The sequence below is a fragment of the Citrobacter sp. Cpo109 genome (assembly GCF_030332565.1).
GTDB lineage: Bacteria > Pseudomonadota > Gammaproteobacteria > Enterobacterales > Enterobacteriaceae > Citrobacter > Citrobacter portucalensis.
This window is the reverse complement of sequence record NZ_JAOWHQ010000045.1, coordinates 24,054-46,167: the sequence shown is the minus strand read 5'-3', so window position 1 is coordinate 46,167 and position 22,114 is coordinate 24,054. Positions and strand designations below refer to the sequence as shown.

Below are 22,114 nucleotides of genomic sequence, written 5' to 3'. Positions count from 1 at the left end.
TCATTCGCCTGAGCGGGGTTGCGAAACCACCGTTTCATGCTTACGTAAACCGCCCCAAATTCGATGACCAATGGCGGAATACATCGCGCCCGCAACCACGATAAACGCACCGAGATAACCTAATAGGTTTAGCATCGGTCTGGCGAAGAAATCGGGCCAGGCCAGTGATAATAAATCTGAAAATAACAACGTAAACAGAGGTGTGAGCGTGATAAGAGCGCTCACCTGCGCCGCCTGCCAACGCGCCATCGCTTCCGCGAGAGCGCCATATCCTACCAGCGTATTCAGGCCGCAGAATACCAGGCATGCCAGCTGCCAGTCGCTGAGTTGCGTGATGACACCAGGTTTAGCCAGCGGCAACAACGCAATCGTACATAAAGTGTACAGTAAAAACAGGATCTGCGGTGATGCCAGGCGGCGCAATAACACCTTTTGCGCGACCCCATAGCTCACCCAGACCATCGCCGCACCGACACCAAAGATAACGCCCCAGGTGTAATCGGTGAGTCGGGTAAAAATTTCGATCAGACTGGTATTAAAAAACAGAACCAGGCCGCTCAGAAGCATAATGGCGCCAATAACCTGCGTGCCGCGCATCTTTTCTTTCAGGATAAAGACGCTGGCGATCATCATACCAACCGGTGACAGCTGGCCGATAACCTGCGAAGCCGTTGGGCTCAAATACTGCAAGGATGAACTAAACAGAATGAAGTTACCGAACAGCCCACCGGTTGCGATAGCCAGCAACACCAGCCAGCGCGCTTTGCGAAAAATACGCAGCGGAGGGAGCTTTTTTTTAACCGCAAGAATAGCGCCAAGGCCAACGCTTGCCATTAAAAAACGGTAGAACACCACGGTAGGAGGCTCCATCACCTCCAGCACTTGCTTCATTGCTATTGGCAAAGCGCCCCAACATACTGCCGTTGTGAGTGCTAACAGAATACCAATGCCTGCCTGCTGCTTCATGCCGTATTCCCTGCAAGGGCTCGTTTCCGGGTTGTCGGCGCGACGAGCGTATTTACCGGCCGTCGAATGTAAAAAGCCCCGCAACGTGTTGCGGGGCTTTTATCCGTTACCGGGACGCGAAAAACTTATTCAGCAACGATGCTGATGAATTTACGGTTTTTCGGGCCTTTCACTTCAAATTTCACTTTACCGTCTGCTTTAGCAAACAGAGTGTGGTCTTTGCCGCAACCAACGTTGGAGCCAGCGTGGAATTTAGTACCACGTTGACGAACGATGATGCTACCAGCCAGAACTGTTTCACCGCCGAAGCGTTTTACGCCCAGACGTTTAGCTTCTGAATCGCGACCGTTACGAGTCGAGCCGCCAGCCTTTTTATGTGCCATTTAATCTGCTCCCCTTAACTTAAGCGCTGATGCCAGTGATTTTCACATCAGTGAACCACTGACGATGGCCCTGCTGCTTACGGTAGTGTTTACGACGACGAAACTTAACAATTTTAACTTTCTCGCCACGACCGTGAGCAACGACTTCAGCTTTGATAACGCCGCCATCAACGAAAGGAACGCCGATTTTGACTTCTTCACCGTTTGCGATCATCAGAACTTCTGCGAATTCAACAGATTCGCCAGTTGCGATGTCCAGCTTTTCCAGGCGAACGGTCTGACCTTCGCTTACTCGGTGTTGTTTACCACCACTTTGGAAAACCGCGTACATAAAAAACTCCGCTTCCGCGCACACCTTTTTGATGATTCAGAGTGCGCTATAAATATTCACAATAGGGCGCGAATATTACGCAAAACGCGAGCCTTTGACAAGTGCTACCGTCAATACATGAAGAAAAAAAACACAACACGTACGGTAACGTTTATCTACGGCGTTTTTTCAGTACAATCAGCATATATTTATAACCCTAAACCCGACGTTACCTTCCCACACAGTAAGGTAATCGGGGCGAGAAGCCCGGCTTTTGCGATGAATTTAGAAAAAATCAATGAGTTAACCGCGCAAGATATGGCGGGGGTCAATGCGACAATCCTTGAACAGCTCAATTCCGACGTTCAGCTGATCAATCAACTGGGGTACTACATCGTTAGCGGCGGCGGAAAACGCATTCGCCCAATGATCGCCGTCCTCGCCGCGCGGGCCGTTGGTTACCAGGAAAATGCGCACGTTACGATTGCGGCCCTCATCGAGTTTATCCACACAGCGACCCTGCTGCACGACGATGTTGTGGATGAGTCAGACATGCGCCGTGGGAAAGCCACAGCAAATGCGGCGTTTGGTAATGCGGCCAGCGTACTGGTTGGCGATTTTATCTATACCCGAGCATTTCAGATGATGACCAGCCTTGGCTCGTTGAAAGTGCTGGAAGTCATGTCGAAAGCAGTCAACGTCATTGCCGAAGGTGAAGTCTTGCAGTTGATGAACGTCAACGACCCGGACATCACCGAAGAAAACTATATGCGCGTCATCTACAGTAAGACCGCGCGTTTGTTTGAAGCGGCAGCCCAATGTTCAGGTATTCTGGCTGGCTGTAGCGAAGAACAAGAAAAAGGGTTGCAGGATTATGGCCGTTATCTCGGTACCGCTTTCCAGTTAATTGACGATTTGCTGGATTACAGCGCAGATGGCGAGCAGCTGGGTAAAAACGTCGGTGATGACCTCAATGAGGGTAAACCAACGCTGCCGCTGCTGCATGCCATGCGCCACGGCACCCCAGAACAAGCGCAAATGATTCGCCACGCCATTGAGCAAGGTAATGGTCGTCACCTTCTGGAGCCGGTTCTGGAAGCGATGAACGCATGTGGTTCTCTGGAATGGACCCGTCAGCGGGCAGAAGAAGAGGCTGATAAGGCTATCGCTGCGCTGCAGGTGCTGCCTGATACACCGTGGAGAGAAGCGCTGATTGGTCTGGCACATATTGCCGTACAGCGCGACCGTTAATTCCCTACTGCATCCTCTCTCATCCCGTGCCCTGCACGGGATTTTCTTATAAGTTCCAATAAGAATTTCCTCCTCTCCAGAAAATCACGCACAACCTTGGCATATTCTGAATATACACACACTTTACATGAACATTTTAGAACATTCACTCTTCGGGCGTTATAGTGTCGCCACAACCGATCGTGGAACCGTAAGTCGTTAACCAAAGGAGAGATGAATTTATGGAAAGCAAGCTGATTGACTGGCATCCGGCCGACATCATCGCCGGACTGCGCAAGAAAGGGACCTCAATGGCCGCTGAATCACGTAAAAATGGATTGAGTTCATCAACGCTGGCCAATGCGTTAACAAGACCATGGCCAAAAGGTGAGTTGATTATCGCCCGGGCACTGGGAACTGACCCCTGGGTGATTTGGCCGTCACGCTATCACGATGCCAAAACGCATGAGTTCATCGACAGAACGCGAATGATGAGGAGTCGCAGAGAGAAAAAGAATCCGGAATGAACATTGAGCTGTAACCCCCGGCCAACTGAACTGGGGGTTACAAGAAACGTTGACGATTACTCGCCTTTCACGCGCTCAATGTTTGCGCCCAGCGCACGCAGTTTATCCTCGATGCGCTCATAGCCGCGATCGATGTGATAAATACGGTCGACTACCGTCGTACCTTCAGCAATACAGCCTGCCAGCACCAGGCTTGCAGATGCGCGCAGATCGGTCGCCATAACCTGTGCGCCAGAGAGCGTTTCCACGCCGTGGCAAATCACGGTATTGCTTTCGATTTCTGCGTGAGCACCCATACGGCTCAGCTCAGGCACGTGCATAAAGCGGTTCTCAAACACGGTTTCCGTGATGAAGCCGGTCCCTTCAGCTACCAGGTTCAGCAACGTGAACTGGGCCTGCATGTCGGTAGGGAACGCCGGATGCGGTGCAGTACGCACATTGACCGCTTTCGGACGTTTACCGTGCATGTCAAGGCTGATCCAATCATCACCCACTTCAATATCCGCACCTGCATCACGCAGCTTCGCCAGAACGGCATCCAGCGTGTCCGGCTGTGCATTACGGCAGATAATTTTGCCGCGAGAAATTGCCGCCGCCACCAGGAAGGTACCGGTTTCGATACGATCTGGCAGAACGCGATAAACACCACCGCCGAGACGCTCAACGCCTTCGATGGTAATACGGTCGGTGCCCTGACCCGTGATCTTCGCGCCCAGCGCAATCAGGAAGTTCGCGGTATCCACAATCTCCGGCTCGCGCGCGGCGTTTTCGATGACGGTGGTGCCTTCGGCAAGCGTTGCTGCGCACATAATGGTGACCGTCGCACCGACGCTCACTTTGTCCATGACGATATGCGCGCCTTTCAGACGGCCATCAACGGACGCCTTCACATAGCCTTCTTCCAGCTTAATAGTCGCGCCTAACTGCTCCAGGCCGGTAATGTGCAGGTCAACCGGACGTGCACCGATGGTGCAGCCGCCCGGCAGTGATACCTGGCCCTGACCAAAGCGGGCAACCAGCGGCCCGAGCGCCCAGATGGATGCACGCATGGTTTTCACCAGATCGTACGGCGCACAGAAGACGTTCACATCACGCGCATCAATGTGCACGGAACCATTACGCTCAACTTTCGCACCCAGCTGGCTCAGCAGCTTCATCGAGGTGTCAACGTCCTTCAGTTTCGGGACGTTTTGGATCTCTACAGGTTCTTCAGCCAGCAGCGCCGCAAACAGGATCGGCAGTGCGGCATTTTTAGCGCCTGAAATTGTGACTTCGCCCTGGAGCTTGGTTGGCCCCTGAACACGAAATTTATCCATTATTCTGTTCTCTGTTAAGAATTTATCTTCGCTACCGGCACATCACCCGTAGCTCAAAAACCGTTAAGTTTGCGATCGCGCGCCCATTCCGCTGGGGTAAACGCCTTAATCGACACGGCATGAATGCGGTTGTCCGCAATGTACTCCATCAACGGGCCATAGACCGATTGCTGCTTCTTGACCCGGCTCATGCCTTCAAACATCTCACCCACGGCAATAACCTGAAAGTGACTGCCGTCGCCAGAAACGTGGACTTCCTGGAGGGAGAGTGCATTCATCAGCACGCTCTGAATTTCATTATTTTCCATGGGCTCTTCATTCGTCAGATAGTGAAAACAGCCCAACATCTTAGAGCAAAGTGGCGCTGTCATAAATAAGCAAAAAGCCTCGCTGATAAATCAGACAAGGCTTTAGTGGCAGATCCCCCTCAGGGGTTTTGCCGGTTAGCGGCACAAGACCTTATCCGGCCTGGAAAAATTAACGCGGAAGGACGTCGTCAGGCAGATTGTAAAGCTGCGCCAGCGTGTACACTTTATCGTTAACGCCAGTGAGCGAAACGCTATTTCCCTGCTGCTTGCCTTGATTAATCAGATGCAACAGTAACGCCAAACCGCCGGTATCTACCCGGGATACCTGGTTCAGGTCGATGCAGGATACCCCTTTCATCGCCTCAATTCGCGCATCCCATAAGGGATTTAACACGTCCTGATCCAGCTCTCCCACCAGCACCAGCTTGTCGCCTTCGCGCGTCCAGGTGAGTGACTGCGCCATTATTTTTTCTCTTCCAGCGTGATTTTCTGCTGAGAAATAGATTTCAGCTGCGCCGTCAGGCCATCAATACCTTTGGTACGCAGCAGGTCGCTCCACTCATTTTGTTTGGTGGTGATCATACTTACGCCTTCGGCGATCATGTCATACGCCTGCCAGTTACCGGTCTGGGAGTTTTTACGCCACTGGAAATCCAGACGTACCGGAGGACGACCGTTTGGATCGATGATGGTTACGCGGATAGGTACGATAGTCGCATCACCCAGCGGTTGTTCAGGGGCAATCTGATAGGTCTGGCCGTGGTACATCGCCAGTGCCTGGCCGTAAGCCTGCTTCAGATATTCACGGAATGCGGCAAAATAGGCTTCACGTTGGGCAGGAGTCGCATCTTTGTAGTAACGGCCCAGCACCAGCGCACCGGCATACTTAACCTGCACATAAGGCAGCAGTTCCTGATCGACGACCTGACGCAGGTAATCGGGGTTGGAACGGATTTTTGGTTGCTCGTTTTTCAGACGGTCAAAGGTCTTCTGCGCCGCCTCATCCATCAGTTTGTACGGGTTAGTCTGGTCTGCTGCGGTTGCCGCGCTAAGTGGAGCAATCACCAGCATAGCCACCATCATCAATCGTTTAAACATACGTCGATTCTCCTGAGATTATTTCGTTGCGCCCGCAGGCGTAGTGGCTTCATTATTGCCGTCAGTTGCGGCTGGCACATCGCCAGAATTCTTATTGTCATCACCTTTACTGTTGCTGTTGTAAAGGAACTGACCAATCATATCTTCCAGCACCATCGCGGATTTCGTGTCCTGAATCGTACCGCCATCTTTGAGGATAGACGTTCCCAGCTCAGGATCTTCAAAACCCACGTTCAATGCCAGATACTGTTCGCCCAGCAGACCGGAAGTACGGATGCTCAGAGAACTGGTGTCAGGAATATGGTTAAAACGCGATTCGATTTCCAGCGTCACGCGCGGCAGGTACGTTTTCGGATCTAACGAGATGTCCGATACGCGTCCAACTACCACCCCGCCAATCCGCACCGGAGAACGCTCTCTCAGGCCGCCGATATTATCAAAGGTCGCATAAATCGTGTAAGTCGGCTCAGTACGCATTGAGGTGACGTTCGCTGCCTTCAGGCACACAAACAGCGCTGCCAGCAGCGCAACCAGCAAGAATAACCCGACCCAAATTTCATTTTTTTTCGTTTGCATGAACTCAATTCCCAAACATCAGTGCGGTCAGCACAAAATCCAGCCCCAGAACGGCAAGAGAGGCGTGCACTACGGTGCGTGTCGTTGCCCGGCTAATCCCGGCAGAGGTCGGGATCGCATCATAACCATTGAACAATGCAATCCATGTGACCGTAATGGCGAATACCACGCTCTTAATCAGACAGTTGACCAGGTCCAGACGCCAGTCGACGGCATTTTGCATAGCCGACCAGAAAAAGCCCGCATCAATACCCTTCCAGCTTACGCCAACCAGTGAACCACCCCAGATCCCGACTGCGACAAAAATAATCGTCAGCAGCGGCAATGAAATAACACCGGCCCAAAAACGTGGGGAAATCACCCGGCGCAGTGGATCGACGGCCATCATTTCCAGACTGGAAAGCTGTTCGGTCGCCCGCATCAGGCCAATTTCTGCGGTTAAGGCCGACCCGGCCCGCCCGGCAAACAGCAGCGCCGCAACAACCGGTCCCAGCTCACGTAACAATGACAGTGCCACCAGCATACCGAGGCTGGTTTCCGCGCTGTAAGTCGTCAGCACCAGGTATCCCTGCAACCCCAGCACCATACCGATGAACACGCCAGAAACAATAATGATCAGCATCGATAAGACACCGACATTATAGAGCTGGCGTATCAGCAGCGGCGCATGTTTGCGAAACTCCGGCTTGCCGACAACCGCATTGAACAACATTAATCCGGCTCGCCCGAACGTCCTGAGGGTTTTTATTCCCCGATGTCCGAGTGATGCCAGCGCATTTAACAACATGGGTGGCTTAACTCCCTGTTTTGAGTAAATCGATGTGGTAGTCGCCCGCCGGGTAACGGAACGGAACCGGTCCATCGGCAATGCCGTCAAGGAACTGGCGTACGCGCGGATCGGCATTTTCTTGTAGCGCCTGAGCACTACCGTAGGCCACTATTTTTTTGTCCGCCATTATATAGGCGTAATCCGCAATACTCAGTACCTCAGGCACATCATGGGATACCACCACACAGGTGACGCCCAGCGCGCTGTTCAGTTCTGAAATTAGCTTCACCAGAACGCCCATGGTGATGGGATCCTGGCCGACGAACGGCTCATCAAACATGATGAGGTCTGGCTCCAGCGCGATAGCACGTGCTAACGCGGCGCGACGCGCCATCCCACCGGATAATTCAGAAGGCATTAATTTGGCCGCACCCCGCAGGCCGACGGCCTCGAGCTTCATCATCACCGTGCTCTTCAGCAACGGCGCTGGCAACGTCGTATGCTCGCGCAGAGGGTACGCGACGTTGTCAAAAACATTCATGTCGGTAAATAGCGCACCAGACTGAAACAGCATACTCATGCGCTTACGCACGGTAAATAAACGCGAACGGGACATGGCCGGGACGTTCTCACCGTCAAACAGGATCTCGCCCTTATCCGGGGGGATCTGTCCGCCAATCAGACGCAACAGCGTCGTTTTGCCGATGCCTGATGGCCCCATGATCGCCGTCACCTTACCGCGCGGTACCGTCAGGGAAATATTATCAAAGATGCAGCGGTCACCCCGGGAAAAGCTGACATCGCGCATATCGACTAGATTCGCCACAGACTGACCCATTGATTCATCCTTTACTATTGCCTCGTTGATCGAAGAGTTTGGCGCTCAATTTAGCCCTGAACCCAACATATTTACAGATTATTGCCTGTCCTGGTTAGCGAAAGCTGGCATTTGTTTTACTTTTTAGCCGCATAAAGTCAAAATTAAGACTTCGTTACGGCTTCCAGAAGATCCTTCAAGTGGACCGGCGAGTATACCTGAAGAAAGGACTTTAGATGCTTTTAGCGACGGCGCTGTTAATAATTGGTTTACTTCTGGTGGTCTACGGTGCCGACCGTCTGGTATTTGCCGCATCCATTTTATGTCGAAATTTCGGTATTCCTCCCATTATCATCGGAATGACCGTGGTCAGCATGGGTACGTCGTTACCCGAAATAATTGTCTCCGTTGCCGCATCGATGAATGGGCAACTCGATCTGGCTGTCGGGACCGCCATAGGTTCTAACATCACCAACATTCTGCTTATTTTAGGCCTGTCGGCGCTGATTCATCCTTTTACCGTGCATTCTGATGTTCTGCGTCGTGAATTACCGCTAATGTTGCTGGTAAGTATTTTAGCTGCATCCGTCCTGTATGACGGACAGTTAAGCCGCAGCGACGGTTTCTTTCTTCTGCTTCTGGCCGTGCTATGGCTGCTATTCATTGTTAAAATCGCCCGTCTGGCCGAGCGACAAGGCAATGACAGCCTGACACGTGAGCAGATAGCTGAGCTACCGCGTGAAGGCGGGTTACCTGTCGCGTTTTTGTGGCTGGGCATTGCGCTGATTATTATGCCAATGGCAACACGTATGGTGGTGGATAACGCTACCGTGCTGGCGAACTATTTCGCCATGAGCGAACTTACTATCGGGCTAACAGTGGTCGCCATTGGTACCAGCCTGCCGGAGCTGGCAACAGCGATTGCGGGTCTGCGTAAAGGTGAAAACGATATTGCCGTCGGTAACATTATCGGCGCAAACATTTTTAATATCGTTATCGTCCTCGGGCTACCGGCGCTGATTACGCCGGGTGAAGTCAATCCAATGGCCTTCACCCGTGACTATAGCGTCATGCTGCTGGTGAGCGTGATTTTTGCACTACTCTGCTGGCGACGTCCGCGCCAGATTGGTCGCGGCGCAGGTGCGCTGCTGACCGGCGGTTTTATCATATGGCTGGCGATGCTGTATTGGTTATCGCCACTTCTCGTTGGATAACTGGAAACGCATTATGTCGCACTTAGAGTTGCAACCGGGTTTTGACTTTCAGAAAGCAGGCAAGGAAGTCCTGGCAATTGAACGTGAAGGCCTGGCGGAGCTTGATCAGTACATCAACCAAAATTTTACCCTCGCATGCGAGAAAATATTCAGCTGCCCGGGCAAAGTGGTGGTGATGGGAATGGGGAAATCTGGCCATATCGGGCGGAAAATGGCAGCCACATTTGCCAGCACCGGCACCCCCTCATTTTTTGTACATCCAGGCGAAGCCGCACATGGCGATCTGGGTATGGTCTCGCCGCAGGATGTGGTCATCGCCATCTCTAACTCCGGTGAATCCAATGAGATAGCGGCGCTGATCCCGGTATTAAAACGTCTTCATGTACCGCTTATCTGCATGACCGGTCGTCCTGAAAGCAGTATGGCGCGTGCGGCAGATGTGCATCTGTGTGTTAAAGTGCCCAAGGAAGCTTGTCCGTTAGGCCTGGCGCCGACCAGCAGTACGACAGCAACATTGGTGATGGGCGATGCCCTGGCGGTGGCGTTATTAAAAGCGCGCGGCTTTACCGCGGAAGATTTTGCGTTGTCTCATCCCGGTGGCGCACTGGGCCGTAAGCTTTTACTGCGCGTTAACGATATTATGCATACGGGCGACGAGATCCCGCATGTGACCAAAAACGCCAGCCTGCGTGACGCCTTACTTGAGATCACGCGTAAAAATCTCGGCATGACCGTCATTTGCGATGATGCCATGAAGATTGACGGTATTTTCACCGATGGCGATTTACGTCGTGTCTTCGATATGGGCGTTGATGTACGCCAGTTAGGCATTGCCGATGTGATGACCCCTGGAGGCATTCGCGTGCGTCCGGGCATTCTTGCCGTCGATGCCCTGAACTTAATGCAGTCCCGCCATATCACCTCGGTAATGGTTGCTGATGGCGACCAGTTACTCGGTGTGTTACATATGCATGATCTGCTGCGTGCAGGTGTAGTGTAAGAAACTCAAGGATAACAAAAATGAGTAAAGCAGGTGCGTCGCTTGCGACCTGTTATGGACCCGTCAGCGCAGACGTTATCACCCGGGCAGAAAACATCCGTTTGCTGATCCTGGATGTGGATGGCGTACTGTCTGATGGTCTGATTTATATGGGCAACAACGGTGAAGAGCTGAAGGCTTTTAACGTCCGTGATGGTTACGGAATTCGCTGTGCGCTCACTTCCGGTATTGAGGTTGCCATTATTACCGGACGAAAGGCTAAACTTGTAGAAGATCGCTGTACCACTTTGGGGATCACCCACCTGTATCAGGGGCAGTCAGACAAACTGGTTGCCTTTGGCGATCTCCTTAGCAAACTGGCGATCGCGCCGGAGAATGTCGCCTATGTTGGCGATGACCTGATCGACTGGCCGGTGATGGCTAAAGTGGGATTAAGCGTCGCGGTGGCAGATGCCCACCCTTTGCTGATCCCGCGAGCTGATTATGTCACCCGCATTGATGGGGGACGTGGCGCTGTGCGTGAAGTCTGCGATTTATTACTCCTGGCGCAGGGCAAACTGGACGAGGCCAAAGGGCAATCGATATGAGCAAAACCAGACGTTGGGTTATCATTCTACTGTCGCTGGCTGTCCTTGTGATGATTGGTATTAATCTGGCAGACAAAGATGACACCGCTCAGGTCGTCGTCAATAACAACGAGCCAACCTATAAGAGCGAACATACTGATACCGTCGTGTATAGTCCGGAAGGCGCGCTGAGCTATCACTTGATCGCACAACACGTTGAATATTATTCGGAACAAGCGGTTTCGTGGTTTACTCAACCGGTATTAACCACGTTTGATAAGGATAAAGTACCGACCTGGACGATCAAGGCCGATAAAGCCAAATTGACCAACGATCGGATGCTGTATCTGTACGGCCATGTTGAGGTTAACGCCCTGGTGCCTGACTCTCAACTACGCAGAATTACGACCGATAACGCGCAGATTAACCTGGTGACACAAGACGTCACTTCCGATGATCTGGTGACGTTGTATGGCACAACATTTAACTCCAGCGGACTGAAGATGCGCGGCAACTTACGCAGCAAGAACGCCGAGCTGATTGAAAAGGTTAGAACCTCATATGAAATCCAAAACAAACAAACTCAGCCTTAATCTTGTACTTGCCAGCTCACTTCTGGCCGCCAGCATTCCGGCATTTGCCGTCACCGGCGATACCGAGCAGCCGATTCACATTGAATCGGACCAGCAGTCCCTGGATATGCAGGGCAACGTGGTGACGTTTACTGGCAACGTGATTGTGACTCAGGGCACCATCAAAATTAACGCCGATAAAGTCGTCGTGACCCGTCCTGGCGGTGAAGACGGCAAAGAAGTGATTGATGGCTATGGCAATCCAGCAACGTTTTACCAGATGCAGGACAACGGTAAACCGGTTAAAGGCCACGCCTCTCAGATGCACTATGAACTGGCGAAAGACTTTGTCGTTCTCACCGGCAAGGCGTATCTGGAACAGCTCGATAGCAACATCACGGGCGATAAGATCACTTATCTGGTAAAAGAGCAGAAAATGCAGGCCTTCAGCGATAAAGGCAAACGCGTCACCACCGTTCTGGTTCCGTCGCAGTTGCAGGACAAAAACAAGGCTCCGGCAGAGAAAAAAGGTAACTGATTCGTTATGGCAACATTAACTGCAAAGAACCTTGCAAAAGCCTATAAAGGCCGTCGTGTGGTTGAAGATGTCAGTCTGACCGTCAACTCCGGGGAGATCGTCGGTCTGCTCGGTCCTAACGGTGCAGGCAAGACAACAACCTTTTACATGGTTGTCGGCATTGTCCCGCGCGATGCGGGTAACATTATCATTGATGACGAAGACATCAGTCTGCTGCCTCTGCATGCGCGCGCGCGTCGCGGCATCGGCTACTTACCGCAGGAAGCATCGATTTTCCGTCGCCTGAGCGTGTTTGATAACCTGATGGCGGTGCTGCAAATTCGTGACGATCTGACCAGCGAGCAGCGGGAAGATCGCGCTAACGAGCTGATGGAAGAATTCCACATCGAGCACCTGCGCGACAGCTTAGGTCAGTCGCTCTCCGGTGGTGAACGACGCCGCGTGGAGATCGCTCGCGCACTGGCCGCCAATCCGAAATTTATCCTGCTGGATGAACCGTTTGCCGGTGTTGACCCAATTTCCGTTATTGATATCAAACGGATCATCGAACACCTGCGCGACAGCGGCCTTGGCGTGCTGATTACTGACCACAACGTCCGCGAAACGCTGGCAGTGTGTGAGCGCGCCTATATCGTAAGTCAGGGACACCTGATCGCGCACGGCACGCCAACAGAAATACTGCAGGATGAGCACGTTAAGCGCGTATACCTTGGGGAAGACTTCAGACTCTGATAGGGTAGAAGACTTCACGTCACTGCAGGAGAAAACAACTCTGAACATGAAGCAAGGTTTGCAACTCAGGCTTAGCCAACAACTGGCGATGACGCCTCAGCTACAACAGGCTATCCGTCTGTTGCAGTTGTCCACGCTGGAACTTCAGCAAGAACTTCAGCAAGCGCTGGAAAGTAACCCACTGCTCGAGCAAACCGATCTTCACGACGAAATTGATACCCAGGAAAAACAGGACAGCGAAACCCTCGACACCGCAGATGCACTCGAACAAAAAGAGATGCCTGAGGAGTTGCCGCTTGACGCCAGTTGGGATGAAATTTACACCGCCGGGACGCCTTCGGGCACCAGCGGAGATTACATCGACGACGAACTGCCTGTCTATCAGGGTGAGACCACGCAATCACTACAGGATTACCTGATGTGGCAAGTGGAACTGACCCCGTTCTCGGATACCGATCGCGCCATTGCGACATCCATTGTGGATGCGGTAGACGAAACCGGTTATCTCACCGTGACCCTGGACGATATTCTCGAAAGCATGGGCGATGACGACGTCGGTATGGACGAAATCGAAGCCGTGCTTAAACGCGTTCAGCGCTTTGATCCCGTTGGCGTGGCCGCCAAAGATCTCCGTGACTGCTTACTGATCCAACTTTCGCAGTTTGATAAAGCCACACCGTGGCTGGATGAAGCGCGCCTGATCATCAGCGATCATCTCGATCTGTTAGCCAACCATGACTTCCGCACGCTGATGCGCGTGACCCGACTGAAAGAAGACGTGCTGAAAGAAGCCGTCAACCTCATCCAGTCGCTTGATCCCCGCCCAGGGCAGTCGATCCAGACTGGCGAGCCGGAGTACGTCATTCCGGATGTGCTGGTGCGTAAGCATAACGATCGCTGGGTGGTCGAACTCAACGGCGACAGCATTCCGCGCTTACAGATTAACCAGCACTACGCCGCGATGTGCAATAGCGCGCGCAACGATGCCGACAGCCAGTTTATTCGTAGCAATCTGCAAGATGCGAAGTGGCTGATTAAAAGCCTGGAAAGCCGCAATGATACGTTGCTGCGCGTCAGCCGCTGCATCGTTGAGCAGCAGCAAGCTTTCTTTGAACAAGGCGAAGAGTATATGAAACCGATGGTACTGGCGGATATCGCCCAGGCCGTCGAGATGCACGAATCGACCATTTCCCGTGTGACCACGCAAAAGTATCTGCACAGTCCGCGCGGCATTTTTGAATTGAAGTATTTCTTTTCCAGTCACGTTAACACTGAAGGCGGAGGCGAAGCCTCGTCCACAGCTATCCGTGCGCTGGTGAAGAAATTAATTGCTGCGGAAAACCCCGCGAAACCGCTGAGTGACAGCAAGTTAACCTCTATGCTGTCAGAACAGGGTATCATGGTAGCACGCCGCACCGTTGCGAAGTACCGAGAGTCTTTATCCATTCCGCCGTCTAACCAGCGCAAACAACTGGTGTGACCCAACCGATAAGGAAGACACTATGCAGCTCAACATCACTGGAAACAACGTCGAAATCACCGAAGCCCTGCGCGATTTTGTGAATACAAAATTTGCCAAGCTCGAACAATATTTCGACCGGATTAATCAGGTCTATATTGTGTTGAAAGTGGAGAAGGTTACACATATCTCGGATGCAACACTGCATGTGAACGGTGGCGAAATTCATGCCAGCGCGGAAGGTCAGGATATGTACGCCGCCATTGACGGTTTAATTGATAAACTGGCTCGGCAGTTAACAAAACATAAAGATAAACTGAAACAGCACTAACTTGTCCGGGCAGTTAGCGGGTGCAGGACGGCCTGTTGTGTAGCACAACGGGCCATTTGTACAGTTAGCGCTTAGGTGAAATTATGACAAATAACGATACGACTCTACAACTGAGCACTGTTCTTAACCAGGAATGTACACGCGCAGGCGTTCACTGCCAAAGCAAGAAACGCGCACTGGAAATCATCAGCGAACTTGCGGCAAAACAGCTTAGCTTGCCTTCTCAGGTGGTATTTGAAGCCATTCTGACGCGTGAAAAAATGGGCAGTACCGGCATCGGTAATGGTATTGCTATCCCGCACGGAAAGCTGGAAGAAGACACGATGCGCGCGGTTGGTGTGTTTGTTCAACTCGAAACACCCATCGCCTTCGACGCCATTGATAATCAACCTGTCGATCTGCTTTTCGCCCTGCTGGTCCCGGCAGACCAAACCAAGACGCATTTGCATACGTTGTCACTGGTCGCAAAACGTCTGGCAGATAAAACCATCTGTCGTCGTCTGCGCGCCGCGCAGAGTGACCAGGAGTTGTATCAAATCATCACGGACACCGAAGGTGGACAGGATGAAGTATAACAACCCAATGGCATCCTTTTTTGTCGTTGTGAGGAGAAACAGTACATGGTACTGATGATCGTCAGCGGCCGTTCAGGGTCAGGTAAATCTGTCGCCCTGCGTGCGCTGGAAGATATGGGTTTTTACTGCGTGGATAACCTTCCCGTAGTGCTGTTGCCCGATCTGGCTCGTACACTGGCCGATCGCCAGATTTCTGCGGCCGTCAGCATTGATGTGCGCAACATGCCTGAGTCCCCGGAAATTTTCGAGCAGGCAATGAATAATCTGCCCGAGGGTTTCTCACCACAGCTGCTGTTCCTTGATGCAGACCGTAACACGCTGATTCGTCGCTACAGCGACACGCGCCGTTTACACCCGCTCTCCAGCAAGAACTTGTCTCTGGAAAGCGCTATCGATAAGGAAAGCGATTTGCTGGAGCCTCTGCGCTCTCGCGCTGACCTGATCGTTGATACCTCCGAAATGTCCGTACACGAACTGGCGGAAATGTTACGTACCCGACTGCTGGGTAAACGTGAACGTGAATTGACGATGGTATTCGAATCCTTTGGTTTCAAACACGGTATCCCGATTGATGCGGATTACGTCTTTGACGTGCGCTTCCTGCCTAACCCACACTGGGATCCGAAGCTGCGCCCAATGACCGGTCTTGACCGCCCTGTCGCCGCATTCCTCGACAGGCACACAGAAGTACACAATTTTATCTACCAGACTCGCAGCTATCTCGAGCTATGGTTACCCATGCTGGAGACCAACAACCGTAGCTACCTTACCGTAGCCATCGGCTGTACCGGCGGGAAACACCGTTCGGTGTATATTGCAGAGCAGCTGGCAGACTACTTCCGCTCACGCGGTAAAAACGTGCAGTCACGCCATCGTACGCTGGAAAAACGTAAATCATGACCGTGAAGCAAACCGTTGAAATCACCAATAAGCTGGGCATGCATGCCCGCCCAGCGATGAAACTGTTTGAATTGATGCAGGGTTTCGAAGCAGAAGTTTTGCTGCGTAATGATGAAGGAACGGAGGCCGAGGCCAACAGCGTTATCGCCCTGCTGATGCTGGATTCAGCCAAAGGGCGTCAGATAGAAGTCGAAGCCACGGGACCACAGGAAGTAGAAGCCCTGGCCGCAGTGATTGCCCTGTTTAATTCAGGGTTTGATGAAGATTAATCGAGTACACAGAACGTAGCCAGTAGGCCGGATAAGGCGTTTACGCCGCATCCGGCAATAACTACGCTAATACAGCTTATTTTCCCGCATAAACGACTCACCACCTAACTGACGCATTTGGCGCATAATCCAAGCCTGGCGGTTACGCACATAACCAGAAGGCGCATTCGCCTTAAAACGCAAAGGATTGGGCAATACTGCCGCCAGCAAGGCCGCTTCAGACAGGCTCAACCGACTGGCCGGTTTATGAAAATACCGTTGCGCCGCCGCCTCCACGCCAAATATCCCATCGCCAAACTCGGCGATATTCAAATAGACGGTCAGAATACGTTTCTTACTCCAGACGGTTTCCATACCCAGCGTTAGCCCGGCTTCGAGACCTTTACGCACCCAGCTGCGTCCATCCCATAAAAACAGGTTTTTCGCCGTCTGTTGCGATAACGTCGACGCCCCGCGAATGCGGTTTTCATTGCGTTCATTGTGCGCCAGCGCTTTCTCTATGGCGGTGACGTCAAACCCCCAGTGGTCGGGAAACTTCTGATCCTCCGCAGCAATCACCGCCAGTCCCATCCACGGTGAGATCTCATCCATACTCACCCAGTCCGAGTGCGCCACATAGCCGAAATCACCGGACAGCCATGCGCCCAGCTGTCGCTCGACCATCACCGCCGAGAAAGGCACAGGCATCACGCTGAAAAGTGCGATACCTCCGCCCCAGAATACGGCGAGGACAACCACCACCCGCAGAAAAATACGTCGCAGAAAGGCGGTTACTCCTTTTCTCATTCAGTCAGCACCAACACACGCGATACCAGTTTATCGATGCCACTCGCAGCCTGAGCGATGTCCTGCGCCAGCATATAGGCAGGCGTGGTGACGATTTTGTTGTCTTCATCGACGACAATGTCATCAACCGGACAAGGCACATGCTCAGCGCCCATCTCTTCCAGCACCTCTGCCGTGTCGATATCAGTGCCGATGGTCAGACGCAGCGGGAAGTCAAAAATTTTAGGTAACATGGCAGGCGCAATGCACATAAATCCCAACGGCTTACCCGCCTGATGCATGGCCACCGCCAGCGCGGCTAAATCGCTGTCAACCCGGCATTCGCTGCCCTGACTGGCAAAATTGCTCAGATTTTTGGCCGCACCAAACCCACCCGGCACGATCAACGCATCCAGTTCCGATGAGACTGCCTGCGCAAGTGGGCGAATATCGCCACGTGTGATGCGCGCGGCTTCAATCAGCACATTGCGAGTTTCCAGCATCGGCTCGCCGGTCAGATGATTAATCACATCCGCCTGTTGTTTATCTGGTGCGAAACAGACAGCCTGAGCGCCGTTGCGGGCAATGGCCAGAAGCGTGAGAACAGTTTCATGGATCTCTGCACCGTCATACACGCCGCATCCGCTGAGCACTACACCCACTTTTTTCATCGTGATACTCCTTTCTCAACTGGCTGAAACATATTAGTTATTATGATTTAAATGCTACGCTTCACACATTTAACTGATTCATGTAACAAATTATTTAAGATTTGCTATCTTAACTGCGTGCGGCCTGAAAATTAGGGCTGCGCCCTTGTAAACAATGATAATAATTTACGGCGCAGCCACGATTTCCCTGGTGTTGGCGCAGTATTCGCGCACCCCGGTCAAGCCGGGGTCATTTTTTTTCCACGCTCGCCACCCAGGCTTTTAATACTGCCACGTCGTGCTGCCACTCCTGCTTCATCTCTTCAATCCATTCAGCAACGTTATCTTCCCAGGCAGGAAGATCCGGCGACTGGATTTGCTGACCTAGCTGTTGCAGGTGACGCAGCCCCACTGAACCTGCTGCGCCTTTAATTTTATGGCCTTCCTCAACAACACCTTTTTTATCCCGTGCCGTCAGGTTGGACTCCAGCACGCTCAAATATCCCGGCATCATCTTCTCAAACACCGCCAGCCCGTCGGTAATTAACTTCGGTCCCACCAGCTCGAGGTATTGTTCCAACATAGGAATATCTAACAGCGCTTGCGATTTACTGCTTTCTTCAGATGTCACAGTGCTCTCCTCTTCGTTTCGGGTATCCCAGTATTTTTTGATCATGGCGGTTAGCGCCGGAACCGACAGCGGCTTACTCAGCACGTCGTCCATGCCTGCGTCCAGATACTCTTTTTTATCTTTCAGTACGTTGGCGGTGAGTGCGACCAGCGGTGGCAGATCTTCACGGGCGTATTTTTGCGTGAGCTCCCGCGAGATATCCAGACCGGTCATATCCGGTAGCTGAATATCCAACAACACCAGGTCATATTCACCCGGCGTAAACATTTCCAGCGCGGCTTTCCCGGTCATCGCGACATCCACGCTGTTGCCTAATTTTTCCAGCACGGAGCGCGCAACAATAACGTTCAGCTCAATGTCTTCCACCAGCAGCACATTCAGGGCTGGCAGCGGCAGTTCATCGTCTTCAAACGCGTCTTCAATCTCTTCCGCTACCGCAGGGGCATGCACGGTCAGCGTAAAGATAGACCCTTTTCCTGCCTGGCTGGAAACCGTAATATCACCGCCCATGTTTTTCGCCAGACGCTTCGACACGGCCAAACCAATCCCTGTCCCCGTTGCCGGTTTACCACCGTTGCTGTCCTTCACCTGATAATACATAGCGAAGATTTTATCCTGCTCATCCTGCGGAATGCCGATGCCGGAATCTTCAACTTCGAAATGCAGCATATTTCCCTGGTCATAGCGCGCCCGCACGGTCACCTGCCCCTGCTGGGTAAACTTCACTGCGTTGCTGATCAGATTCCACAGGATCTGACGCAGACGCGTTCCGTCGGTAATGACCTTATGCGGCAGGGGTAACGTCGGCTCAAGCACAAAACGCAGACCCTTTTGCTGCGCCTGTAGGCCAGAGAGGTTTTCCAGATCCGCCATAAAACTGGTGAAATCGATCGGCTGGTTATCGAGCTGGACTTTACGTCGCTCCATCTTATCCATGTCGATAATATCGTTGAATATATTCCCCAGCGTCACAGCAGAGACGTGGATTGTTTTCAGGTATTTTTCCTGCTCCGCGGTTAGATCCGTATCCAGCAGGATCCGGCTTAAGCCGACAATGCCGTTAAGCGGGGTGCGCAGCTCGTGGCTGATGGTAGAAATAAAGGTGGTCTTATCGCGGCTGGCGCGCTCAAGCGCATCCTGATAACGCTTACGCTCGGTAATATCGCGTCCAAAGCCCATCAGACCATGTCGCTTACCTACGCGGTCATAGTAAGGCACTTTGCGAATTTCAAAGCAGGCTTTGCGCCCATCCGGGTAGTCCAGCCACTGTTCGTAGGTGAGCGAAACATTATGACGGAACACCTTCTCGTCGGTCTCAATCACCTTTTCAGCCGCTTCAGGAGAGTAAACGTCAGCCGGTTTTAAGTTCACCAGCTGCTTTTCGCTTTTGCCAGTCAGCAGCTCCATGGCACGGTTACAGCCGGAAAACTCCTTATCTTCATTGCGATAAAAAACCAGATCCGGCGAGGCATCAAGGAAAGAGCGTAAAAAGGAAGACTGTTGCTCAAGCTGGATCTGCGCCTCTTCGCGCTCTTTGATTTCAACCTTCAGTTGCTCGAATGTTTCCTGGCGCTCTGCTTCAGCTTTTTCACGCTCAACAATTTCCTGATTGAGCTGGGCAATATTATCTTTCAGCTGCACATTGAGCTTGAGATCGCGCTCGCGCATCTCTTCCAGCTTTTGTACCAGTCGTGACAGGCGCTGCCGGGACTCCTCAAGTTGCTCCACCACCACGGACAAGAAATAGACGGCCCAGGGGGTAATTAACAGACCAAAAAAGATAGAGCGGATGACATCAATGCTTTCTACCTGGCCATGCAGCACCATGGTGACAGCCATCTGCACCACAATTGCCAACACGACCAGAGCCAGCGCCAACAGCAGCGAAAAGCGCACCAGACCTAACTTCATCATCAGGTCGACGTAATATTGCGCCAGCATACGGATTTGCTTCATAGAGGGTTCCTTCACGACAACTTGGCACAATAATACTCAATTCTCAGCGTGACGTTGAAGATTGTGCAAGAAATGCGGAGGTTATCGGTGAAATGACCGCGGAGAGGCCATCGTACGCCTGATAAGCAAAGCGCCATCAGGCAAGCAGGCGCAGATTTCCGGATGTCGGCTTTACCTTATCCGGCCTACGGAGAGTTAGTTCTCAGGCAGCACCCATGGCGTACCGAGCGCCGAGCCTTGCACACCGTACTTGTTAAGGTACTTATCCAGTTCGACCATGCCGGTCCAGCGGTTTTCACACCATAGAGGTGCCAACAGCGTTGGGCGGCGCGCGCTGGCGGAAATTCGATGATAAATCACCTCTGGCGGCGTATGACGGATCATCTCCCCGGCGGTAACCGTATAGTCGTCCAGTTCAATTCCGTTCAGCCGCCCGGCTTCCCAGGCTTTCGCCATCGTACTGCCTTTCACAATATGCAGCGGGTGCAGCTTAATACCGTCAACACCCGTCTCCACCACACGTTCCATGGTTTGCAGGCATTCTGCCTGCCCTTCTCCCGGCAGACCGACAATCAGGTGTGAGCACACTTTCAGCCCGCGCTCGCGTGCCAGTCGCGTAGTGCGTTGGTAACAGGCAAAATCATGGCCGCGGTTAATACGGTGCAAGGTTTTGTCATGCGCAGTTTGCAAACCGAGTTCCAGCCATACCTCATAGCCGAGGTCTTTATACTCGCAAAGCAGATCAAGTACCGCATCCGGCACGCAGTCGGGGCGCGTCCCAACGCATAACCCGACGATACTGGCCTGGCTGACCGCCTGCTGATACATCGAACGCAGCACCTGCACTTCAGCAAAGGTGCTGGTATAGGCCTGGAAATAGGCCAGATAGCGTTTCGCGCGATTGACCAGATGCGCCTGATGCTCAAGCTGCTCGGCAATAGAATGGTGCTGCTGTGCTTCATCGGCAAACGAGGCGACATTGCAGAAAGTACATCCACCACGTCCGATGGTGCCATCACGATTTGGACAGCTAAAGCCGCCGTGAAGCGTGAGTTTATGAACCTTTTGCCCGTAACGGCGAGAAAGATCCCCACCAAACATATTGACTAATTTCTGTAACTGCATAATCTGGTAGACCGCGCCTTGAAAAGAGGCCAAAGCCTGCCATTTTTTGCCCCAGTCGGCGATGACCTGGATCAATCGCCCTGGCGTGCCTTTATTTATTGCATAACAAATCAAAATAATCGAAATTTCATTCATTCAAAATGAAATTACTTTTCCTTATATCCGACTGTTTTTTTTATCTTCTTATACTCTCAGCATAAAAACAGTATCTTTAAGACGCCAAAACTCTAAAAACCAGCATAAAATGCCAAGCATAGCGATAAACAAAGGGAGGACGGGGGATATACAGCCTTTCTGACAGTGAGACAGATCACACTTCGCACTCCATTCCCCTTGCGTTAAATCAATGTAAAAAAGCCTTAAATTTCAACATATTCATAAAGTTAATCGCCCTATAGCACATTTTTGCATAAATAAGATTGCCATTTGACCTGTGTGTGGATTCCCGATAACGTGGAAATCCGCTGGAAGCTTTCTGGATGAGCAGTCTGCTCATCATATTTATGCAGTAATTGAGATTCCCTCTGAAGC

At 52.1% G+C, this 22,114-nt stretch carries 27 protein-coding genes; 13 read left to right on the top strand and 14 right to left on the bottom strand.

Annotation, left to right across the window (positions count from 1 at the left end; translation table 11 throughout):
* The 3 genes from OGY71_RS04685 to rplU form a co-directional block, all read right to left on the bottom strand.
* Positions 1 to 966: a DMT family transporter gene (locus OGY71_RS04685; RefSeq protein WP_032945110.1), complete on the bottom strand. Its 966-nt coding sequence runs from the start codon at positions 964 to 966 to the stop codon at positions 1 to 3.
* A gap of 125 nt (positions 967 to 1,091) precedes the next feature.
* Positions 1,092 to 1,349 carry a 50S ribosomal protein L27 gene (gene rpmA, locus OGY71_RS04680; protein ID WP_003025030.1) on the bottom strand — a complete coding sequence of 86 codons (258 nt, stop codon included), beginning with the start codon at positions 1,347 to 1,349 and terminating at the stop codon, positions 1,092 to 1,094.
* 19 nt (positions 1,350 to 1,368) lie between these two features.
* Positions 1,369 to 1,680 carry a 50S ribosomal protein L21 gene (gene rplU / locus OGY71_RS04675; protein ID WP_003025032.1) on the bottom strand — a complete coding sequence of 104 codons (312 nt, stop codon included), beginning with the start codon at positions 1,678 to 1,680 and terminating at the stop codon, positions 1,369 to 1,371.
* A 258-nt stretch (positions 1,681 to 1,938) separates the two neighbouring features.
* Between rplU and ispB the strand changes: the two genes are divergently transcribed.
* A complete protein-coding gene (gene ispB / locus OGY71_RS04670; protein ID WP_079938266.1) occupies positions 1,939 to 2,910 on the top strand; it encodes an octaprenyl diphosphate synthase in 972 nt (323 codons plus the stop codon).
* A 221-nt stretch (positions 2,911 to 3,131) separates the two neighbouring features.
* Positions 3,132 to 3,416 carry a DNA-binding transcriptional regulator SfsB gene (sfsB, locus tag OGY71_RS04665; protein ID WP_003025035.1) on the top strand — a complete coding sequence of 95 codons (285 nt, stop codon included), beginning with the start codon at positions 3,132 to 3,134 and terminating at the stop codon, positions 3,414 to 3,416.
* 56 nt (positions 3,417 to 3,472) lie between these two features.
* On the opposite strand, the gene murA is transcribed toward sfsB, so the two are convergent.
* The 7 genes from murA to mlaF form a co-directional block, all read right to left on the bottom strand.
* The gene (gene murA / locus OGY71_RS04660) at positions 3,473 to 4,732 is read right to left on the bottom strand and encodes a UDP-N-acetylglucosamine 1-carboxyvinyltransferase (RefSeq protein ID WP_003828741.1); all 1,260 of its coding nucleotides are present in this window, start codon (positions 4,730 to 4,732) and stop codon (positions 3,473 to 3,475) included.
* A 53-nt stretch (positions 4,733 to 4,785) separates the two neighbouring features.
* Positions 4,786 to 5,040, bottom strand: a complete 255-nt coding sequence (gene ibaG / locus OGY71_RS04655; protein WP_003025040.1) for a BolA family iron metabolism protein IbaG — start codon at positions 5,038 to 5,040, stop codon at positions 4,786 to 4,788.
* A 169-nt stretch (positions 5,041 to 5,209) separates the two neighbouring features.
* Positions 5,210 to 5,503: a lipid asymmetry maintenance protein MlaB gene (gene mlaB, locus OGY71_RS04650; protein WP_003828745.1), complete on the bottom strand. Its 294-nt coding sequence runs from the start codon at positions 5,501 to 5,503 to the stop codon at positions 5,210 to 5,212.
* Positions 5,503 to 6,138: a phospholipid-binding protein MlaC gene (mlaC, locus tag OGY71_RS04645; protein ID WP_003025047.1), complete on the bottom strand. Its 636-nt coding sequence runs from the start codon at positions 6,136 to 6,138 to the stop codon at positions 5,503 to 5,505. Before mlaC ends, mlaB begins: the two co-directional genes overlap by 1 nt.
* An 18-nt stretch (positions 6,139 to 6,156) precedes the next feature.
* On the bottom strand, positions 6,157 to 6,714 hold the full coding sequence (mlaD, locus tag OGY71_RS04640; protein ID WP_286612920.1) for an outer membrane lipid asymmetry maintenance protein MlaD: 558 nt from the start codon (positions 6,712 to 6,714) through the stop codon (positions 6,157 to 6,159).
* Between the two features lie 4 nt (positions 6,715 to 6,718).
* Positions 6,719 to 7,501, bottom strand: a complete 783-nt coding sequence (mlaE, locus tag OGY71_RS04635; protein WP_003025053.1) for a lipid asymmetry maintenance ABC transporter permease subunit MlaE — start codon at positions 7,499 to 7,501, stop codon at positions 6,719 to 6,721.
* Positions 7,502 to 7,508: 7 nt separating this feature from the next.
* On the bottom strand, positions 7,509 to 8,321 hold the full coding sequence (gene mlaF, locus OGY71_RS04630) for a phospholipid ABC transporter ATP-binding protein MlaF (protein ID WP_003828749.1): 813 nt from the start codon (positions 8,319 to 8,321) through the stop codon (positions 7,509 to 7,511).
* 215 nt (positions 8,322 to 8,536) lie between these two features.
* On the opposite strand from mlaF, the gene OGY71_RS04625 reads away from it, so the two are divergent.
* The 11 genes from OGY71_RS04625 to npr all read left to right on the top strand — a co-directional run bounded on the left by OGY71_RS04625 (position 8,537) and on the right by npr (position 16,456).
* Complete coding sequence (locus OGY71_RS04625) at positions 8,537 to 9,514, top strand: calcium/sodium antiporter (protein WP_003828751.1); 978 nt, start codon at positions 8,537 to 8,539, stop codon at positions 9,512 to 9,514.
* Between the two features lie 13 nt (positions 9,515 to 9,527).
* On the top strand, positions 9,528 to 10,514 hold the full coding sequence (gene kdsD, locus OGY71_RS04620; protein WP_003828753.1) for an arabinose-5-phosphate isomerase KdsD: 987 nt from the start codon (positions 9,528 to 9,530) through the stop codon (positions 10,512 to 10,514).
* Positions 10,515 to 10,534: 20 nt separating this feature from the next.
* Entirely contained in the window at positions 10,535 to 11,101 is a 567-nt protein-coding gene (gene kdsC, locus OGY71_RS04615; RefSeq protein WP_003828755.1) for a 3-deoxy-manno-octulosonate-8-phosphatase KdsC, read from the top strand.
* Positions 11,098 to 11,673 carry an LPS export ABC transporter periplasmic protein LptC gene (lptC, locus tag OGY71_RS04610; RefSeq protein ID WP_003828757.1) on the top strand — a complete coding sequence of 192 codons (576 nt, stop codon included), beginning with the start codon at positions 11,098 to 11,100 and terminating at the stop codon, positions 11,671 to 11,673. The genes kdsC and lptC overlap by 4 nt, the downstream gene beginning before the upstream one ends.
* Positions 11,642 to 12,190 carry a lipopolysaccharide ABC transporter substrate-binding protein LptA gene (gene lptA / locus OGY71_RS04605; protein ID WP_003828759.1) on the top strand — a complete coding sequence of 183 codons (549 nt, stop codon included), beginning with the start codon at positions 11,642 to 11,644 and terminating at the stop codon, positions 12,188 to 12,190. Before lptC ends, lptA begins: the two co-directional genes overlap by 32 nt.
* 6 nt (positions 12,191 to 12,196) lie before the next feature.
* Entirely contained in the window at positions 12,197 to 12,922 is a 726-nt protein-coding gene (lptB, locus tag OGY71_RS04600) for an LPS export ABC transporter ATP-binding protein (protein ID WP_003828761.1), read from the top strand.
* Positions 12,923 to 12,968: 46 nt separating this feature from the next.
* On the top strand, positions 12,969 to 14,402 hold the full coding sequence (rpoN, locus tag OGY71_RS04595; protein WP_032934192.1) for an RNA polymerase factor sigma-54: 1,434 nt from the start codon (positions 12,969 to 12,971) through the stop codon (positions 14,400 to 14,402).
* 22 nt (positions 14,403 to 14,424) lie between these two features.
* On the top strand, positions 14,425 to 14,712 hold the full coding sequence (hpf, locus tag OGY71_RS04590; RefSeq protein WP_003025078.1) for a ribosome hibernation promoting factor: 288 nt from the start codon (positions 14,425 to 14,427) through the stop codon (positions 14,710 to 14,712).
* Positions 14,713 to 14,795: 83 nt separating this feature from the next.
* A complete protein-coding gene (ptsN, locus tag OGY71_RS04585) occupies positions 14,796 to 15,287 on the top strand; it encodes a PTS IIA-like nitrogen regulatory protein PtsN (RefSeq protein ID WP_193134757.1) in 492 nt (163 codons plus the stop codon).
* Between the two features lie 45 nt (positions 15,288 to 15,332).
* Entirely contained in the window at positions 15,333 to 16,187 is an 855-nt protein-coding gene (gene rapZ / locus OGY71_RS04580; RefSeq protein ID WP_003025085.1) for an RNase adapter RapZ, read from the top strand.
* Positions 16,184 to 16,456, top strand: coding sequence for a PTS phosphocarrier protein NPr (gene npr, locus OGY71_RS04575; RefSeq protein ID WP_003828770.1), 273 nt, complete (start codon positions 16,184 to 16,186; stop codon positions 16,454 to 16,456). Before rapZ ends, npr begins: the two co-directional genes overlap by 4 nt.
* Positions 16,457 to 16,522: 66 nt before the next feature.
* Here the strand turns inward: npr and mtgA are convergent, their stop codons facing one another.
* The 4 genes from mtgA to mnmL all read right to left on the bottom strand — a co-directional run bounded on the left by mtgA (position 16,523) and on the right by mnmL (position 21,583).
* Positions 16,523 to 17,242 carry a monofunctional biosynthetic peptidoglycan transglycosylase gene (gene mtgA / locus OGY71_RS04570; protein WP_003828772.1) on the bottom strand — a complete coding sequence of 240 codons (720 nt, stop codon included), beginning with the start codon at positions 17,240 to 17,242 and terminating at the stop codon, positions 16,523 to 16,525.
* Positions 17,239 to 17,892, bottom strand: a complete 654-nt coding sequence (gene elbB, locus OGY71_RS04565; protein ID WP_003828774.1) for an isoprenoid biosynthesis glyoxalase ElbB — start codon at positions 17,890 to 17,892, stop codon at positions 17,239 to 17,241. Before elbB ends, mtgA begins: the two co-directional genes overlap by 4 nt.
* Before the next feature lie 229 nt (positions 17,893 to 18,121).
* Complete coding sequence (gene arcB, locus OGY71_RS04560) at positions 18,122 to 20,458, bottom strand: aerobic respiration two-component sensor histidine kinase ArcB (protein ID WP_003828775.1); 2,337 nt, start codon at positions 20,456 to 20,458, stop codon at positions 18,122 to 18,124.
* A 195-nt stretch (positions 20,459 to 20,653) separates the two neighbouring features.
* Entirely contained in the window at positions 20,654 to 21,583 is a 930-nt protein-coding gene (mnmL, locus tag OGY71_RS04555; protein WP_008785937.1) for a tRNA modification radical SAM protein MnmL/YtqA, read from the bottom strand.
* Between the last annotated feature and the right edge of the window lie 531 nt (positions 21,584 to 22,114).